Below are 16,474 nucleotides of genomic sequence, written 5' to 3'. Positions count from 1 at the left end.
TCTGGTGCGATACTGCTGTGATGCCCACAGCCACCGCGTTGAACAGTGTCGAGGACGTCGTCCTTCGCCTCCGCGGCGACCTGGTGGAGCTCTCGCACTCGATTCACGCCGAACCAGAGCTGGCGTTCGCTGAATACCGCAGTTGTGCCAAGACCCAGACGCTGGCCGCTGAGCGCGGCTTCGAGATGACTGCGGCGCCGGGCGGTCTGGATACCGCCTTCCGCGCGACATATGGGAGCGGGCCGCTGGTCATCGGGCTCTGCGCGGAGTACGACGCGCTACCTGGCATCGGACATGCGTGCGGGCACAACATCATTGCGGCCTCCGCCGTCGGAGCCGCCCTCGCGCTGGCCGACGTGGCCGATGAACTCGGGCTCACCGTCGTGCTGCTCGGTACACCCGCCGAGGAGGCCGGCGGCGGGAAAGTCCTGATGTTGCGGGCCGGTGTTTTCGACGACCTCACCGTCGCCGCCATGGTGCATCCCGGCCCCGTCGATATCGCCGCCGCGCGGTCCCTGGCGCTGTCGGAGGTCAACGTCAGCTACCGCGGCCGAGAATCGCATGCCGCGGTCGCGCCGTATCTCGGTATCAACGCCGCTGACGCCGTCACCGTCGCGCAGGTGGCGATCGGGCTGTTGCGTCAGCATCTGGCGCCGGGACAGATGATGCACGGCATCGTCACCGACGGTGGGCAGGCGTCCAACGTGATCCCGGCATACGCCGCAATGCAATACACCATGCGGGCGACCGACTCGTCGTCGTTGCACGGGCTCGAAGACCGGATGAGCGGGTGTTTCCTGGCCGGCGCGCTCGGCACCGGCTGCGACTACGACGTCACCGAGGCCTCGCCGATCTATGAGGAACTGATTCCGGACGCCTGGCTCGCCGACGTGTTCCGCGCCGAGATGGAGCGTCTCGGGCGCACCCCGGTGCCCAAGGAGATGGAGGCGTCCTTGCCGTTGGGCAGCACAGATATGGGCAATGTCACACAGCTGCTGCCGGGGATTCATCCGCTCATCGGGGTGCAGGCAGGCGGGGCGTCGGTGCACCAGCCCGCATTCACCGCGGCGGCCGGCGGTCCCAGCGGTGACCAGGCCGTCGTCGACGGCGCCATCATGCTGGCGCGCACGGTCGTGGCGCTGGCAGAGACGCCGGTGCAGCGCGATCGGGTGCTGGCGGCCCAGGCGCAGCGGGTGCGCGCATGACGATGACCGACCGCGCCGAGTCCTGGCTGGCCAGCAACTACGACGACGTCGTCACCTGGCGCAGGCATATCCACCGCCATCCCGAACTGGGCCGACAGGAATTCGCCACCACGCAGTACGTCGCCGAGCGGTTGGCCGAAGCCGGGCTCAACCCGAAGGTGCTCCCCGGCGGAACCGGTCTGACCTGCGATATCGGACCCGAGCACCTACCGCGGATCGCCCTGCGCGCTGATATGGATGCGCTCCCGATGGCCGAACGTACCGGCGCGCCGTATACGTCGACGGTGCCGAACGTGGCCCACGCCTGCGGGCATGACGCGCATACCGCGGTCCTGCTCGGCACCGGCCTGGCGCTGGCTTCCCTGCCGGAACTCCCGGTCTCGGTCCGGTTGATTTTTCAGGCGGCCGAGGAGCTGATGCCCGGCGGGGCGATCGACGCGATCGCCGCCGGGGTGCTGACCGGGGTGTCGCGCATCTTCGCGTTGCACTGCGACCCGCGACTGGCCGTCGGCAAGGTCGCGATCACACCGGGGCCGATCACATCGGCCGCCGACTCCATGGAGGTCACGCTGTATTCGGCGGGCGGCCACACATCGCGCCCGCATTTGACCGGTGATCTGGTCTACGGTCTGGGCACGCTGATCACGGGGCTGCCCGGGGTGCTGTCACGGCGGATCGATCCGCGACACAGCACGGTGATGGTGTGGGGTGCGGTCAACGCCGGGGTGGCGGCCAACGCCATCCCGCAGACCGGCACCCTGGCAGGCACTATTCGCACCGCCAGCCGCGAGACCTGGGTTGAGCTCGAAGGCCTGGTCACCGAGACGGTGTCGGGCCTGCTGGCGCCGCTGCACATCGAGCATTCGCTGAACTACCGCCGCGGCGTGCCGCCGGTGGTCAACGAAGAGAGCTCGACACGCATCATGACCCACGCGATCGAAGCCGTCGGGCCTGAGGCGTTGGCCGATACCCGGCAGTCCGGCGGTGGCGAGGATTTCTCCTGGTATCTCGAAGAGGTGCCCGGCGCGATGGCGCGCCTGGGCGTATGGAGTGGTCAGGGCCCGCAGCTCGATCTCCATCAGCCCACCTTCGACCTCGACGAGCGAGCACTCGGCGTCGGTATCCGGGTGATGCTCAATATCGTCGAGCAGTCCGCGCAGTACTAGCACGTTGAGATAGCACGTTGAGATAGAACTCACTGCGAGGTTCACTCGTAGTTTTGCGCGCTGAGTTCTATCTCGATGGGGGTCCGCGATGCGGTGGGTCAGGTCGCTAGTGGTCGCGGCATTGGCGGCCGCCTTCGTAGGAATGCCTGGAGTGGGAATGCCTGACGTCGCGTCGGCGTGTGCGTGCGGCGGTGTCGTCAGTCCCGACGTCGATGCCCGCGTCGCCGACGAGATGGCCCTGGTCACCACCGACGGCACTGTCGAGACCATCGTGATGCGGCTCAACCTGGAGTCGACCGCCGATAACGCCGCCCTGGTCATCCCCACCCCGACCCCCGCAACGGTCACCGCGGCGGGCCCGGAGTTCTTCGCCGAACTGGCGACGGCGAGCGCCCCGAGGATCGAGACCGTGCAGCACTGGACCTGGGGCGACGGGGCAGCCCTTGACGAGGCGGCCGGGGGCGCCCCGACCGGGATGGGCGCGGGCCCGACCGTGGTCCGCCGGGTCCAGGTGGGGCCGCTGGAGGCGACGACGCTGGCCGGCGGCGGGGTAACGGGGGTGCGCGACTGGCTACAGGCCAACGGATACGCGCTACGCGCGGAGATCGCGGCAGGCCTTGACCCCTATCTACGCGAGGGGTGGGCCGTGGTCGCGATGCGGTTGACCGGTCCCGCGCCGCTCAACGGCGACCTCGATCCCGTCAAGCTCGTCTTCGGCTCTGATCGGCTGGTGTACCCGATGCGGATGTCGGCGCAGGCGAGCGGCCCGCAACGCGTCGTGATCTACACCCTCGGCCAGCACCGGATGCAGCGCGGTGACGCCGATGCCGCCGCCCAGCCCGTGCAGATCGACTACGCCGGACACCTCGCCGGTCGCACGGCCGATCCCACGCTGGTCGAGCTGTCCGGCAACGGTGATTACCTGACCCGCACCTCGGTGCTGATCGGCGAGCCCGCCACGATCACCTCCGATTTCGAGTTCATCCCGGCACTCGACGACACACCTTTTCAGCGGTTGCTCTACCGGCACGAGTACCGCGACGTCACGCCATACGTGGTGATCGGTGGCGCGGCGGCCGTCGGCCTGCTGGGAATCGTTGTGATATTCGCGATACTGCTGGGCCGTCGCAGGGGGATGCGGGCCACCGCCTGCCCCGTCGGCTAGGTGCCAGGGCCGATATTGCGGGCCGGGCGGGTCCGCAGATCGTGCACATACTCCCCGGGTGCGCCTGCGATTTCCGCGGCTTCGGCCATCACCCCGAGGTAGCGAGCCGAGGGAATGCCGCCCTCCCAGGCGTCCAGCACGTATAGCCAGGCCAGTACGGGATCGGTTGTGGTGTCCGATGATTCGCGGTGCACCCGGCACCGGATCTTCTTGTGTACGCCGAACTCAGAACCTTCCCAGCGGTCCAGGTTGCTCTCGTCGGCGGGAGTCATGTCGTAGAGCACGACGAAAACCTTCGAGTCGGGGTCCTCGACGACGGTGGCCAGCGCGCCTTCCCAGCCGATGTCTTCGCCGCCGAAGGTCAGTCGCCAACCGTGCAACCAGCCGGTTCCGGCCATCGGAGAGTGGGGTGCCCGCTGGAGCATCTGCTCTGGATGCATGTTCGACCCGTAGGCGGCGTAGATCGGCACGGGGAAAAGCTTAGACGTAAGCCCGAGCGCCGGTTGTTGACTAGGTTATGAGCCGTGCCAGCCCGCATCGTGATCATCGGTGGCGGACCTGCCGGCTATGAGGCCGCGCTCGTCGCCGCATCCCACGGCCGAGAGGCCGCCCAGATAACTGTCATCGAGGACAACGGGGTCGGAGGGGCCTGCGTCCTGTTCGACTGCGTGCCGTCGAAGACGTTCATCGCCTCCACCGGTGTCCGCACCGAACTCCGTCGCGCATCGGGGCTGGGGTTCGACATCTCCATCGATGACGCCAAGATCACCTTGCCGCAGATCCATAACCGGGTGAAGACGCTCGCGGTCTCGCAGTCCGCGGATATCGGCTCGCAGTTGGTGCGTGAAGGTGTCACGGTGGTTCGCGGCCGCGGCGAGCTCGTCGACGATATCGCCGGGATGGCGCATCACCGGGTGAAGGTCACCACCCCCGATGGCAAGGTCGGCGTGCTCAAGGCCGACGTCGTGTTGATCGCGACCGGTGCCCGACCCAGGGTGCTGCCACATGCGGTGCCCGACGGCGAGCGCATCCTGACGTGGCGGCAGCTCTACGACCTGACCGAACTGCCCACGCACCTGGTGATCGTCGGCTCGGGGGTGACCGGGGCCGAATTCTGCAATGCCTACACCGAACTCGGCGTGAACGTCACCGTGGTGGCCAGCCGGGACCAGATCCTGCCCCACGAGGACAGCGACGCCGCGGCCGTGCTGGAGGAGGCGTTGGCTGAGCGCGGCGTCAAGCTGGTCAAGAATGCGCGCGCCGACAAAGTCACCCGTACCGATGACGGCGTGCTGGTCGAGCTCGCTGACGGCCGCACCGTGACGGGCAGCCACGCGCTGATGACGGTCGGGTCGGTCCCCAACACCGGCGGGCTCGGCCTGGAGCGGGTGGGTATCGAGCTGAAACCCGGTGGCTACCTGCCGGTGGACCGGGTGTCGCGGACCACTGCGTCCGGTATCTACGCCGCGGGTGACTGCACCGGGTTGTTGCCGTTGGCATCGGTCGCGGCCATGCAGGGCCGGATCGCGATGTATCACGCACTGGGCGACGAGGTGACCCCGATCCGGCTGCGTACCGTCGCTGCCGCCGTCTTCACCCGGCCCGAGATCGCGGCGGTCGGCATCTCGCAGAACGCCATCGACAATGGATCGGTACCGGCCCGCACGCTGATGTTGCCGCTGACCACCAATGCCAGGGCCAAGATGTCGCTGCTGCGCCGCGGTTTCGTCAAGATCTTCTGCCGACCTGCCACCGGTGTGGTGATCGGCGGCGTGGTGGTCGCGCCTATCGCCTCCGAGCTGATCCTGCCGATCGCGCTCGCCGTCCAGAATCACCTCACCGTGCGTGACCTGGCCCAGACGTTGTCGGTGTACCCCTCACTGTCGGGTTCGGTCATCGAGGCGGCCCGGCGGCTGGTAGCGCACGACGACCTCGACTGACGGCTAGGGAAGCCGCGGTGAGCCACACCCAGGGCCGCACACACGTAGCGTGGGAACGAACTGACAAGTAACGACAGGAGTGCGCGTGAACGAGTCGGCTTCCTTCCTGAGCCCACAACAGCGAGCCCAGGCCTGGGCTCGCCTCGGTAGCGAACAGTTCGATGTCGTCGTGATCGGCGGCGGGGTGGTCGGCGCCGGCAGCGCCCTGGACGCCGCCACCCGCGGTCTGAAGGTGGCCCTGGTCGAGGCGCGGGACTTCGCCTCGGGTACCTCGAGCCGGTCATCGAAGATGTTCCACGGTGGACTGCGCTATCTGGAGCAGCTGGAATTCGGGCTGGTGCGTGAGGCGCTGCACGAACGCGAGCTATCCCTGACGACGCTGGCCCCCCATCTGGTCAAGCCGTTGCCCTTCCTGTTCCCGCTGACCAAACGGGTGTGGGAGCGGCCCTACATCGGGGCAGGCATCTTCCTCTACGACCAGCTCGGTGGCGCGAAATCCGTTCCGGCGCAGAAACATCTGACCAAGCATGGCGCACTGCGGCTGGCGCCCAGCCTCAAGCGGAACGCCCTGATCGGCGGGATCCGCTACTACGACACCGTCGTCGACGACGCCAGGCACACCATGACCGTCGCGCGCACGGCCGCCCACTATGGCGCGGTGGTGCGGTCCTCCACCCAGGTGGTGGCGCTGCTGCGCGAGGGCGATCGCGTCGTCGGGGTGCAGGTCCGCGATTCGGAGGACGGTTCGGTCACCGAGGTGCGCGGCCATGTGGTGGTCAACGCAACCGGTGTGTGGACCGATGAAATCCAGGCGCTGTCGCATCAACGCGGGCGTTTCCGGGTGCGCGCGTCCAAGGGTGTGCACGTCGTGGTGCCCCGCGACCGGATCGTCAGCGAGGTCGCGATCATCCTGCGCACCGAGAAGTCGGTGCTTTTCGTGATCCCTTGGGGGACACACTGGATCATCGGCACCACCGATACCGACTGGAATCTGGATCTGGCGCATCCCGCGGCCACCAAGGCCGATATCGATTACATCCTCCAACACGTCAACACGGTGTTGGCCAATCCGCTGACGCATGACGATATCGACGGTGTGTACGCCGGCCTGCGTCCACTGCTGGCCGGTGAGAGCGAGGAGACCTCCAAACTGTCGCGTGAGCACGCGGTCGCTTCGCCGTCACCAGGCCTGGTGGCGATCGCCGGCGGCAAATACACCACCTACCGGGTGATGGCGGCCGATGCGATCGATGCGGCTGCCGAATTCGTTCCGACCCGGGTGGCACCGTCGATCACCGAAAAGGTGCCGCTGGTGGGTGCCGATGGCTATTTCGCCCTGATCAACCAGACTGAACGGGTCGGCACCACCTATGGCCTGCACCCGTACCGGGTCCGGCATCTGTTGGACCGCTACGGGTCTGCGATCGACGAGGTGTTGGCAATGGCGGTAGATCGGCCAGAATTGTTGACGCCGATCACCGACGCCCCGGTCTATCTCAAGGTGGAGGCGCTGTACGCGGCGGCCGCCGAGGGGGCTCTGCACCTGGAGGACATTCTGGCCCGCCGGATGCGGATCTCGATCGAATATCCGCACCGCGGCGTGGACTGCGCCCGCGAGGTGGCGCAGATCGTCGCGCCGGTGCTGGGTTGGAGTGCAGAGGACGTCGACCGCGAGGTGGCCACCTACACCGCGCGAGTCGAGGCCGAGGTGCTGTCGCAGACTCAGCCCGACGACGGTTCGGCCGACGCCCTGCGCGCCGCCGCTCCGGAAGCGCGCGCGGAAATCCTTGAGCCGGTCCCGCTCACGTAGACAATCTCCGCTGCCGGACCGCGACGGTGTCGGCCCGGCGCGGGTGCGCCTGCACGGTGGGCCGGTGCTGACCGAACTCACCGACCGGTTCGGCTCGGAGGCCGGTGCGAAAGTGCTTGCCGGGGAAGTGCTTTGCGCTGATGGGACGATCGTCGATGCGACGACGGTGCTGGCCGAGGGGAGCCACGTTTACCTGTACCGCGATCTGCCCGACGAGGTTGTGGTCCCGTTCGACATCCCGATCCTCTACCGCGACGACGACATCGTGGTGGTGGACAAACCGCATTTCCTGGCGACCATGCCGCGGGGCAGGCATGTCGTGCAGACCGCGGTGGTCCTGCTGCGACGCGCACTGGAAATACCCGAGCTGAGTCCGGCGCACCGCCTGGACCGGTTGACGGCCGGCGTTTTGCTGTTCACCACGCGGCGCGAGGTGCGCGGCCGGTATCAGACGCTGTTCGCGCGCAGGGAGGTGCACAAAACCTATCTCGCAGTGGCGCAGCGTATTCCGGCACAGATACCCGAGGTGGTGCGCAACCGGATCGTCAAACATCGCGATGTACTGCAGGCAGTGGAAGTGCCGGCGGAGCCGGGGGAGTGCAACGCGGTAACCGAGATCGAGCACCTCGGCGGTGGCCGCTTTCGGCTGACGCCCCGTACCGGCCGGATCCATCAGCTACGGGTGCACATGAACTCCATCGGTGCCCCGATCGTCAACGACCCGTGGTATCCGGTGGTGAAAGACGTTGCCGCCGATGACTTCAGCGCACCTCTGCAATTGCTGGCACACACCCTGGAGTTCGACGATCCGATGAGCGGAGCGCGGCATCGGTTCGTCAGCGGGCGTTCCCTCAGAGGTGACTGAGGCTGCCGACCTGTGACTGCTGATGGCGGTGCTGCCGCTCGGCGACCGCGAAGTACCACGCGAAAGCGCTGGCGCTGGTGGCGAACAGGATGAACCCGAAGAACAGCCATGGGCGACGGATACCGCGGCGCATTCCGTCGACGATGGTGAACACCGGCACCAGGATCAGGCTGATCACCGTGTAATCGACGCTGGCCGAGGCGGCCGCCGGGTTGTCGTAACCCAGGACGATGAACTGCTGCCAACTGCCCGGGCCCCAGATCGGGTTGTCCGCACCCGTCTTGTATTCCAGGACGAACTGGTAGTTGAAATACCAGCAGATCGGGATCACCAGCAGCCCGGTCAGCAGATAGACAATCTCCAGCCCCGAGAACATCGGCCCGGTGGCAGGTTTGGCGAAGATGTGTGGATTCGAGCGGACAATCCAGACGGCGGTCACTACTCCGAGAACGGCATGGACGATCAAGGAAATCATGGCTGGCAGTATGCGTCGACCGGACATATGTTTTGTCACTTTTGACAAAACTCGTCGTCTTCGCGCTTGTCGGCAGGCCGGTCAGCGCTGACAGGCGGGGCACCAATAGGTCACGCGGTCGCCGCCCTTATCGGTCGCGATGGGTGTGCCGCAGCGTCGGCAGGGTTTGGGCGCCCGGCCGTAGACCCATAGTTCGCGGCCCGGTTTGGTGTCCCCGGTGGTGGTCCGGTTGACCCGAGATCGATTGGCCCACAACATCTGCTGCGCGCGGGTGACCAGTCGCAGCGGGTTTGCCACTTCGGCGACGGCGGTGGTGGGGCGCAGTCCGACGATGAAGCACAGCTCGTTGGCGAAGACGTTGCCGACACCGGCCATCACCCGCTGATCGAGCAAGGTCTCGGCCAGCTGACGGTCAGGGTCGGCCATCAGGTTCTGCGCCGCGACGTCGGCTGACCAATCGCCGCCGAGCAGATCGGGACCGAGGTGTGCGACCGCATCCATGTCCAGGTTGCGGTCGAGGATCTCCAGCACGCCCAGGTCAACGCCGGCCGCCCGGGAATCGGCAGTCTCCAGGATGATCCGCACGGTGTGCTGGGGAACTCGCAGCGAACCGGTCTGCCAGCTGCCGTCCATCAACAGATGTGAATGGATGCTGGCCGGGCCCACTCGAATGAAGAGGTGCTTACCGCGGCTGAGTACCTCGTCGACCACCTCGCCGGTCAGATCGACAGTGGCGTAGCGCGGGACGCGCACATCGCATCGGGTGAGCGTCTTGCCCACCAACGCGGTGCGCAGCTTCTCCGCGGTGCGGAAGACGGTATCGCCTTCGGGCATGAGTACGACGCTACCTTCGGGAACTCTGGAGGGGCAGCAGTCGTTATATGAGCTAAGTACAACGACGAGCTGAGGAGAGTTACGTGGCACGGACCAACGACGACACCTGGGACCTGGCATCGAGCGTGGGCGCCACGGCGACCATGGTGGCCGCCGCCCGAGCGATCGCCACCAAGGACGAGGTCATCGATGATCCGTTCGCCGAGCCCCTGGTTCGCGCTGTTGGCGTTGATTTCCTGACGAAGTGGGCCAACGGTGAGCTGGCTGGGGTGGACCTCGATGTCGAGGGCTCGGCTTTCGGGCTGGCCCAGATGCCCGCCGCGATGGCGGCGCGAACGCGGTACTTCGACCAGTTCTTCGCCGATGCTGCCGCAGCAGGCATCCGGCAGGCCGTGATCCTCGCGTCCGGGTTGGATGCGCGCTCCTACCGGCTGCAATGGCCGGCCGGCATGGCGGTCTTCGAAATCGACCAGCCCGAGGTGATCGCCTTCAAGCAGACCACCCTGGCCGGCCTGGGTGCCACGCCGACGGCCGACGTCCACACGGTGGCGATCGATCTGCGCAACGACTGGCCCGCCGCCTTGAAGAATGCAGGATTCGACCCGGCCAAGCCGTCGGCGTGGATTGCCGAAGGACTGTTCGGCTACCTACCGCCAGAAGCGCAGGACCGGTTGCTGGACGCCGTGACCGAGCTGGGCGCGCCCGGTAGCCGGATCGCGACTGAGGCGGTGCCCAACAATCCCCACTTCAACCTCGATGAGGCACGCGAGAAGATGCGGGAGGCGACCGAGAAGTGGCGTAGTCACGGGTTCGACCTGGACTTCAGTGAGCTCGGTTTCGACGGCGAACGCCACGATGTGGGCGAGTACCTCGATGCGCGCGGCTGGACCTCGGCCGGTACCCCCATGGGAGAGCTCTTGGCGGCCAACGGCTTCGACGGGATCCCGGAAGCCGCCGACGACCAGCCGACCATGAGCAGCGTCATCTACTACACCTCGACGCTGACGGGCTAGCAATCGCAGCTCCGACCGACCAGAATGAGCCGATGGATGAACGGCTGAGCAAGACAGAAATCGGCAAGGACGCGTTGCAGGAGACCGTCGAGTCGGTATCGTCGGCGGTTGGCGAGGTGGCCTCGATCATCACGACCGCTGTCAAAGATGTCGCCGGGGCCATCGGCGGTGTGGCCACGGATCTGTTCGAGATCCGCGACGGGGTTCGTCGAGCGTCAGAGCGCGCCGAGACCGAGTGACCCGACCTGTTGGTAGAACGCGATATGCGCTGCCGCGGCGGCATCCCAGCTGTATGAGCGGGCCAGGGCCGCTGCTGATTCACGGCGGTAGGTGAACTCGCCGTCCAGTGCGGCCCGCAACGCGGTGGCGATCGAGGGTGGGTCGCTGGCGTACTCCACTTGATCGCGGAACACCTCACGCAGCACCGGTAGGTCACGCGCCACGACCGGTACCCCCGCGGCAAGGGCCTCCATGGCGGCCAGACCGAAGCCTTCCTTGGTGGAGACGAAGGGCAGGGCCGCTGCACCGGCCACCAAGGCGGGCATCTCCGTATCGTCGACGGTGCCGAGCATGATCGGGTGCACACCCAGTTCGCGGGCTCTGGCGTCGAAGTCGGCTCGATAGTCGCGGTAGTCGAAAAGAGTTTCCCCGCCGGCGAACACCAGGGAGACCTGCTGGCGGCCCAACAAGCCGTAGGCCTCCAGCAGGTCGATACTGCCCTTCCGGGGCTCGATACCGCCGACGGCAAGCACGTACCGTCCCAGTCGGGCCCGCCACGGCTCACCGTCGGCAGTGGAGAACCGTTGCCAATCAACACCATTCGGGATGACAACCGGGTGATAACCCCACCCTTGGGTTACCTCGCGCGCAACAGCGGCCGAGACACAGATCCTGGCATAGGGCGCAACGATCGCGCGTTCATGGCAACGCGCGAGCTCCGGCGTGGTGAACGTATCGAGATGGTGCACGGTGCGGATGCATCTGCTGACCGCATTGGCACTGATGCAGTCCTGCGCGTGGACGATATCGTAGGAATCGGCTCGCTCGGTAAAAGCTTTGCCCAGCAGATGGATTGAGCGCAAGATCCGCGGCCCGACACCCTCGCCGTCGAGCGGCGGAAACGGCACCGCGACGACGTGCACCGCGGGGTCGACCCGGCGGTAGAACGTGGTGTCGCCGCCGCGGCCCAGCGTCCAGACGGTGACATCCTGACCTGCGCGCGCCAGTGCTTCGGCGAGCGCGAGGGTATGCACCACCCCGCCGCGCGGTTTGGTCGAATACGTCAGCAGCGCGATCCGCATCACTGCCCGGCCAGGCTCGGGTGGTAGGAAACTGTCTGTCGTTCCCGCAGATGGTTCAGAACTGCCCGGGCGCGGTCGATCTCGGCAGCGACATCGATGTCGGCAACGGCCAGTCCACCCTTAGACCACGTCTTCGCCACGACGTTGCCGCCGGGGTCGACGATCTTGGCCTGGCCGAGGAAACGCAACGTGCCGGTGATGCCGGTGAGGTTCGACGACGCCAGCACCACCTGGTTCTCTGCGGCGCGGGCCATGTCATACAGGTCAAACAGCCGGGCCTGCCGGTCATTTGGCATGCGCGCCGCGCGATCGGTGATACTGGCCGGCCAGGCTGACAGCGCGGCGATGATCTGCGCCCCGCCGAGCGCCAGGGTGCGGGCCGATTCCGGGAAGGTCTTGTCGTAGTCGATCAGCATCCCGATCCGTCCGACCGGGGTGTCGAACGGTTCGAATCGCTCACCGGCGGCGTAGATCAGGCTTTCCTGCGCGGGTTGGTGCACTTTGCGGTGCCTGCCGAGGATGCCATCGCCGGACAGGCACGCGGCGGCGTTGTAGATCTGGCCACCGTCACCTTGCTCGGCGTAACCCACGCACACCGTCATCGGTCCCGACATCGCACACAGCGATCGCAGTTCGGGACCGTCAGGGTCCAGCGCGGGTGGGCGCTCGCCGGGTGACGGATTGGACAGGCTGCCGATATAACCGCCCAAGGTGGCGTCCGGTAGCACCAGGAGGTCGATCTGCTCCTGACGTAACCGGTCGATGATGCCGCCCAGCTTCTCCATCGACCGCTCGATATCGCGGCCGAAATGAGCTGCCATCGCAGCGATCTTCATGCCGCGCGGGTCTTTCGCACCGCGGCCGCGACGATGTGCGTATGCAGATGCTCGGCGTCGCGACCCACCGAGGCGAACCGGCCGGAACCCCAGGTGTGCAGCCACGGCAGCCCGAGGAAGTACAGGCCGTCGACTCCGGTGACCCCGCGGTGGTGGCAGACGTGACCCTCACCGTCGAATACCGAGGCGCGCAGCCAGGCGTAGTCGGTGGCGAATCCGACGCACCACAGCACCGACGTGATGCCGGCGGCGGTCAGGTCCAGGGACCGCGGCTCCTGCGCGGGGCGCCAGACCGGAACGTAGCGCTCCTCTGTCGGTGCGTCGATACCCTCGCGGTCGATGTAGGTGTCGATCATGTCTTTGATGCCCTCGGCGACGGCGTCCGCGGAATCGAGGTTGCGTGCCAGCGTCGGAGCGAACGTCATGCAGGTACCGTCGGCCTCGGTCAGGCGGCCGTAGAGTTTCATTCCCTGCACGGCAAAGGCGCGCAGATCGATATCACGGCCACCGCCGCGACCCGTCATATAGTGATTGGTGTTCTCCCGCTTGGCAACACCGCCGGTTTGGGCGTCGATCGGCACATCGTAGGTGCCCATTTCCGCGAGCCAGGCCACGCAGTCACGGCCGCGGTAGAAGCGGGCGCAGCGTGGAGCCGATCCGGTGACCAGATGCACCTCACGACCCTCAAGGTGGAGATCCTCGGCGATCTGCGCCCCGGACTGGCCGCTGCCGACGATCAGCACCTTACCGTCCGGCAGCTGATGCGATCCGCGATAGTCAGCGGAGTGCAGTTGAAAGAGGCTGGGGGATAGCCGTTCTGCCATTCTCGGTAGCCGCGGTTTCTGGTATCCGCCGGTAGCGACGACCACTTGATCGGCCTGCATCGGCCCGGCCGAGGTGATCAGGTCGAAGCCGCCGCCGGGTGCCTGCAGCAGGCTGGTGACGTCCACCCCCTCCCGAACCGGTGCCGCAAAGGACGCGGCGTAGTCCGAAACGAAGCGGTACACCTCGTCGCGTGTCATGAAACCGTGCGGATCGCCGCGGTCGTAAGGAAAGCCGGGTAGATCGCACTGCCAGTTCGGGGTGACCAGGGTGAAGTTGTCCCAGCGGCGGTTACGCCAGTCCTGTCCGATCGAATCACGTTCCAGGACAATGTGGTCGATACCGGCGCTGGTGAGATACCAGCTCATCGACAGACCCGCCTGCCCGGCGCCAATCACGATGACCGGGTGATGTTCAGGTGAACGTTCGCTCATCCCAGGCCCTCCCGTCCTGGTGTCATCGCCAGCACGGTGACATCCCCGGCTACGTAGCGACTGCTGGTCTGTTGCAGCGCATCGATCTGTGCGGTCGCGGAGCTGCAGTACATGCCGTACTTCGCCTTGACGCGTTCACTGGCCTGGGTCAGGGCGGTCACCGCGCGGGACATGAAGTCCGCCAGCGGATAACTTGCTGCGTCGCAGAGGTAGTCGTGCATGACCAGGGACGGTGAGTAGCAGTCCTGCGTGGCCCCATCGGGCCAGCGCACGGTGAAGGTCATCTCAGGCATGTGCGGTCACCTGGTAGGTATCGGAGAACAGAAAGCTCTGGTACACATCGGGTCTGCGATCGCGCAGGTTGTACATGCCGCCGCCGCGGGCCATCCCGATGCGCTCCTCGATATCGATGGTGGCGGTGGCCAGGCCGGGCTCCACCCCGGTGCTGGCCAGGATCTCGCCGCCGGGCCCGACAATCTTGGCGCTGCAGACGAACCGCAGTGACCCGAACGTACCCGCCTGATTGGCGGCCACCCAGACCACCTGATTCTCCAAAGCCCTGGCCTGATCGTAAATATCGAAACGGTGCTTCCACCGGTCGTCTTCCAGGTTGGGCACGGTGGCCGTACGTGCGGTCGGCCACGCAGAGATAGAGGCGATGATCTCCGCGCCGTCGAGTGCCAGCGCCCGCGCGGCCTCCGGGAAACCCTTGTCGTAACAGATCTGCATGCCCATCCGGCCCACCGGCGTGTCGAACGCCTGATAGCTGGAACCGGCTTTGTAGCAGAGGTTTTCGCCCAGTGGCTGGTGCACCTTGCGGTAGGCGCCCAGGATCGCGTCGCCGGTGAGGGTGACCGCGGCGTTGTAGCGATCCTCGCCGTCGGCCTCACAGAATCCGAGAGTGAGCACCAGATCGCCTGCCATCGAGCGCAGCCTGGTGAACTCCGGTGCGTCGAGGGCGAACGCCGGCGGCAGCGCCTGGCGCCGACGCTCCTTTTCCTCCTCGGTTTCATCACCACCGCCGAGGCTGGGCAGATAACCACCGAGGCAGGCCTCCGGTAGCACGAGAAGCTGGGCGCCGTGGGCCTTGGCCTCGTCGATCAGTCGGGCGATGGTGGTGAAGCATTGTTCCAGGTCGCGGCCGAACTCTGCGGCGGCGACCGAGATGGTGGTGGTACTCACGAGAGATCCTGTTCTGTGGGTGCCAGCCCGGTGACGGTGCCGGCGATGGCTGTGGTGGTTTCGCCGTCGGGCCAGTGCAAGGTGACCAGCGGTTGTTGGCCGGAGCGGGTGTGAAAAGAGCCGCAGGGCTTGGTGGTTGCGGGGCCGGGATCGGTGACGGTGCGACCCGGGGTGTCCGCGGTGATCATGGCGAAGCCGGGGAAGCAGGCGAGCCAGTCGGCGGCTCGCGCGGATTCGGGGCGGGGCACCGCGCAGACGGTGATCTCGGCACCGACCCCGCTGGCCTCGGCCATCATGCCCACCGTGCCGACGAACCCGGCCATACTGACGTCCTTGGCGCCGTGCGGCGCGGTGCGGCCGACGATGCCGGCCAGGTGACGTAGGTCTGCGGATTCTCGACCCGAGGTCGAATCCCACTGCGCACCGGTGTATCCCGGGCGCCAGGACCCGGCCAGGTCGGCGGTGAGAGTCAGGGCGTCACCGGGTCGGGTGCCGCCACCCGGTATCGGGTGGGTGGTGTGTCCGAGTGCGGTGACCGACAGCGCCGCAGGCACGCCCACCTGGGTGTGACCGCCGAGTACCGGCACCCCCCAGGCGGCGCTCGCGGCGGCCAGGCCGCGGATGATCCTGGTCACCTGGGAGGCAGTCGGCGCCCCCACCGCGTCGAGCAGTCCAGTGGCAGTGGCACCCATGGCGGACAGATCATTGAGGTTGACCAGCGCGCCGCACCAGCCCGCCCATTCCGGATCGCGGGCCACCATCGACGGGATGATGGCATCGCAGGCCGCAATCAGCCCGGCTGCTGGGTCGCCGACGGGCACGCCGTCATCGCCACGGAACTGCGCCGGACCCAGCCCGAGGGGTTGTCGACTGATAGGGGCCAGCACGTCGGCAAGCATCGATTTGGTCGCCGCAGCTTGGCGATCGAAGCGGTCGATGGGCCACTGCATCCGCGCGTGTGGCACGCCGCCGAAGTCAATCTCGCCCAGAGGAGTCCAGCCCAGCGCGGTGAAGAGCCGTTGGTAGCGCTGCTGGACGGTGGCGTCGAAGCGCAGCACACCGTTTGCTTCGGCCCAGGCCGACGCGGCGCGCACCAGGGCGCGCCCGACGCCGGTGCCCCGTGCCGATGGTGAGAGCACCAGCCGGCTACCGGTCCACCAGCCCAGATCCGGGCTGTGGGCCGGTGCCAGCCGTACCCCGCCGAGTAGCGTGCCTGCCGGATCGGTTGCCACGAGCACGGTGGTGGCGGGGTCGGCGTCGGCGTCATCGACGTCGGTACGCGCGAACAGGCCCTGCGTATCGACGAAGACGTGGTGACGTAGTGCGGCATACTCTTGGGCGATCCGATGGGGCTGGGTATCGGCCGGGGTGATCAGGTAATCCTGTTGCGGCGCCGCCGTTTCACCGGACAGCAGGGACATCAGCA

17 protein-coding genes are annotated in these 16,474 nt (G+C 66.9%); 8 read left to right on the top strand and 9 right to left on the bottom strand.

The window, feature by feature from the left end; genetic code table 11:
• The first annotated feature begins 20 nt into the window (after positions 1-20).
• The 3 genes from ADBZ9O_RS26315 to ADBZ9O_RS26305 all read left to right on the top strand — a co-directional run bounded on the left by ADBZ9O_RS26315 (position 21) and on the right by ADBZ9O_RS26305 (position 3,536).
• A complete protein-coding gene (locus ADBZ9O_RS26315; protein ID WP_526526049.1) occupies positions 21-1,205 on the top strand; it encodes a M20 family metallopeptidase in 1,185 nt (394 codons plus the stop codon).
• The gene (locus tag ADBZ9O_RS26310) at positions 1,202-2,371 is read left to right on the top strand and encodes a M20 family metallopeptidase (RefSeq protein WP_526526047.1); all 1,170 of its coding nucleotides are present in this window, start codon (positions 1,202-1,204) and stop codon (positions 2,369-2,371) included. Before ADBZ9O_RS26315 ends, ADBZ9O_RS26310 begins: the two co-directional genes overlap by 4 nt.
• A gap of 157 nt (positions 2,372-2,528) precedes the next feature.
• Positions 2,529-3,536, top strand: coding sequence for a DUF2330 domain-containing protein (locus ADBZ9O_RS26305; RefSeq protein WP_526526045.1), 1,008 nt, complete (start codon positions 2,529-2,531; stop codon positions 3,534-3,536).
• On the opposite strand, the gene ADBZ9O_RS26300 is transcribed toward ADBZ9O_RS26305, so the two are convergent.
• Positions 3,533-4,006: a gamma-glutamylcyclotransferase family protein gene (locus ADBZ9O_RS26300; protein ID WP_526526044.1), complete on the bottom strand. Its 474-nt coding sequence runs from the start codon at positions 4,004-4,006 to the stop codon at positions 3,533-3,535. The two genes, ADBZ9O_RS26305 and ADBZ9O_RS26300, sit on opposite strands and share 4 nt — an antisense overlap.
• Before the next feature lie 54 nt (positions 4,007-4,060).
• On the opposite strand from ADBZ9O_RS26300, the gene ADBZ9O_RS26295 reads away from it, so the two are divergent.
• From ADBZ9O_RS26295 to ADBZ9O_RS26285, 3 genes are all read left to right on the top strand, one after another.
• Positions 4,061-5,476 (top strand): NAD(P)H-quinone dehydrogenase, encoded by a 1,416-nt coding sequence (locus ADBZ9O_RS26295; RefSeq protein WP_526526043.1) that lies wholly within the window; start codon positions 4,061-4,063, stop codon positions 5,474-5,476.
• A gap of 85 nt (positions 5,477-5,561) precedes the next feature.
• On the top strand, positions 5,562-7,286 hold the full coding sequence (locus ADBZ9O_RS26290; protein ID WP_526526042.1) for a glycerol-3-phosphate dehydrogenase/oxidase: 1,725 nt from the start codon (positions 5,562-5,564) through the stop codon (positions 7,284-7,286).
• Positions 7,264-8,151 carry a pseudouridine synthase gene (locus ADBZ9O_RS26285; protein WP_526526041.1) on the top strand — a complete coding sequence of 296 codons (888 nt, stop codon included), beginning with the start codon at positions 7,264-7,266 and terminating at the stop codon, positions 8,149-8,151. Before ADBZ9O_RS26290 ends, ADBZ9O_RS26285 begins: the two co-directional genes overlap by 23 nt.
• Here ADBZ9O_RS26285 and ADBZ9O_RS26280 read toward each other — a convergent pair.
• Complete coding sequence (locus ADBZ9O_RS26280) at positions 8,138-8,626, bottom strand: DUF2834 domain-containing protein (protein WP_526526039.1); 489 nt, start codon at positions 8,624-8,626, stop codon at positions 8,138-8,140. The two genes, ADBZ9O_RS26285 and ADBZ9O_RS26280, sit on opposite strands and share 14 nt — an antisense overlap.
• Positions 8,627-8,707: 81 nt before the next feature.
• Complete coding sequence (nei2, locus tag ADBZ9O_RS26275; protein ID WP_526526038.1) at positions 8,708-9,460, bottom strand: endonuclease VIII Nei2; 753 nt, start codon at positions 9,458-9,460, stop codon at positions 8,708-8,710.
• Positions 9,461-9,543: 83 nt separating this feature from the next.
• On the opposite strand from nei2, the gene ADBZ9O_RS26270 reads away from it, so the two are divergent.
• Together ADBZ9O_RS26270 and ADBZ9O_RS26265 are read left to right on the top strand one after the other, a co-directional pair.
• Complete coding sequence (locus ADBZ9O_RS26270; protein WP_526526036.1) at positions 9,544-10,473, top strand: SAM-dependent methyltransferase; 930 nt, start codon at positions 9,544-9,546, stop codon at positions 10,471-10,473.
• 32 nt (positions 10,474-10,505) lie between these two features.
• Positions 10,506-10,712 (top strand): hypothetical protein, encoded by a 207-nt coding sequence (locus ADBZ9O_RS26265; RefSeq protein ID WP_526526034.1) that lies wholly within the window; start codon positions 10,506-10,508, stop codon positions 10,710-10,712.
• On the opposite strand, the gene ADBZ9O_RS26260 is transcribed toward ADBZ9O_RS26265, so the two are convergent.
• The 6 genes from ADBZ9O_RS26260 to ADBZ9O_RS26235 are packed head-to-tail and all read right to left on the bottom strand — an operon-like array spanning position 10,689 to position 16,469.
• A complete protein-coding gene (locus ADBZ9O_RS26260) occupies positions 10,689-11,774 on the bottom strand; it encodes an MSMEG_0565 family glycosyltransferase (RefSeq protein WP_526526032.1) in 1,086 nt (361 codons plus the stop codon). The genes ADBZ9O_RS26265 and ADBZ9O_RS26260 overlap by 24 nt on opposite strands.
• Entirely contained in the window at positions 11,774-12,595 is an 822-nt protein-coding gene (locus ADBZ9O_RS26255) for a carbon-nitrogen hydrolase family protein (protein ID WP_526526031.1), read from the bottom strand. The genes ADBZ9O_RS26260 and ADBZ9O_RS26255 overlap by 1 nt, the downstream gene beginning before the upstream one ends.
• 11 nt (positions 12,596-12,606) lie before the next feature.
• A complete protein-coding gene (locus ADBZ9O_RS26250; protein WP_526526030.1) occupies positions 12,607-13,866 on the bottom strand; it encodes an MSMEG_0569 family flavin-dependent oxidoreductase in 1,260 nt (419 codons plus the stop codon).
• Entirely contained in the window at positions 13,863-14,159 is a 297-nt protein-coding gene (locus tag ADBZ9O_RS26245; RefSeq protein WP_526526029.1) for an MSMEG_0570 family nitrogen starvation response protein, read from the bottom strand. Before ADBZ9O_RS26245 ends, ADBZ9O_RS26250 begins: the two co-directional genes overlap by 4 nt.
• On the bottom strand, positions 14,152-15,048 hold the full coding sequence (locus tag ADBZ9O_RS26240) for a carbon-nitrogen hydrolase family protein (RefSeq protein ID WP_526526027.1): 897 nt from the start codon (positions 15,046-15,048) through the stop codon (positions 14,152-14,154). Before ADBZ9O_RS26240 ends, ADBZ9O_RS26245 begins: the two co-directional genes overlap by 8 nt.
• Positions 15,045-16,469 (bottom strand): MSMEG_0567/sll0787 family protein, encoded by a 1,425-nt coding sequence (locus ADBZ9O_RS26235; RefSeq protein WP_526533520.1) that lies wholly within the window; start codon positions 16,467-16,469, stop codon positions 15,045-15,047. The genes ADBZ9O_RS26240 and ADBZ9O_RS26235 overlap by 4 nt, the downstream gene beginning before the upstream one ends.
• Positions 16,470-16,474: the final 5 nt, after the last annotated feature.

It is taken from the genome of Mycobacterium sp. (assembly GCF_965229105.1).
GTDB lineage: Bacteria > Actinomycetota > Actinomycetes > Mycobacteriales > Mycobacteriaceae > Mycobacterium.
The sequence above is the reverse complement of the archived record's forward strand: the minus strand, read 5'-3'. Positions and strand labels throughout refer to the sequence as shown.